At 49.2% G+C, this 1,026-nt stretch carries 1 protein-coding gene; it reads left to right on the top strand.

Translation table 11 applies throughout. The annotated features are described in order from the left end of the window. Positions 1-18: 18 nt before the first annotated feature. Positions 19-1,026 (top strand): GMC family oxidoreductase (locus tag A3757_RS23760; RefSeq protein WP_156506538.1); only part of this gene is annotated, 1,008 nt, incomplete at its 3' end.

Below are 1,026 nucleotides of genomic sequence, written 5' to 3'. Positions count from 1 at the left end.
ATAAGAGGCGCACACCACATGGACTCACTGACTTTCGATTACGTCATCATTGGCGCTGGTTCTGCGGGCAGCGTATTAGCTCAGCGTTTATCCCAAGAAGGTGATAAAACCGTGCTTGTGCTGGAAGCCGGGCCGCGAGATAAAAGCCCGATGATCAAGGTTCCCGGGGCTTTTGCTTACTTCATGTATAGTAAGAAATATAACTGGCGCTACGAGTCTGAGCCGGTTGCCGATATACGTAACGGGCAGCCTCTATTTTGTCCTCGCGGAAAAACTCTCGGCGGCAGCAGTGCTGTCAATGCCATGGTTTATATTCGCGGTCACAAATCAGACTACGATACCTGGGAAGCACAAGGAAACCCTGGCTGGAGCTTTGATGACATGCTGCCCTACTTCAAAAAATCAGAAACCAACGAGCGCGGTGCCAGTGACTATCATGGTGGAGAAGGCCCTATCTATGTCTCTGACACGCAAAACACTTACCCGCTTAACGAGTGTTTTTTGGCTGCAAGTGAGCAAGCAGGATACCCTCTAACAGAAGATTTCAACGGACCACAATTTGAAGGCGCGGGCTATTATCAATTTACCATCAAAGATGGCGAGCGCTGCGGCGTTTCACGCGCCTATTTAAAGCCGGCCATGACAAGGCAAAACCTCTTTGTTGAATGCGAGGCCTTTGTCGATAAAATTCTCATCGAGAACAAAGTCGCAACAGGGGTCGAGTTTACTCAACAAGGTGAAAAGCATACCGTCCATGCACGTAAAGAAGTGCTGTTGTGCGGCGGCGCCTTCAACTCTCCTCAAACGCTTATGCTTTCAGGTATCGGCGATAAAGAGGAGCTTCAACAACATGGTATCGAAGTGATACAGGATTTGCCCGGCGTCGGAAAGAACCTGCAGGAACATGTTGATGCCTGTGTTTTGGTGAAAAGCAAAAAGAAGGATGGTTTCTCGACAAGCCCCGGCGGACTGCTAAAAATGCTACCCGACACTCTTAAATATCTGCGCGACAAGCAAGGCAATCTG

The organism is Oleiphilus sp. HI0117 (assembly GCF_001635235.1).
Note: the sequence above shows the minus strand (reverse complement) of the source record. Positions and strands in the feature narration are given on the sequence as shown.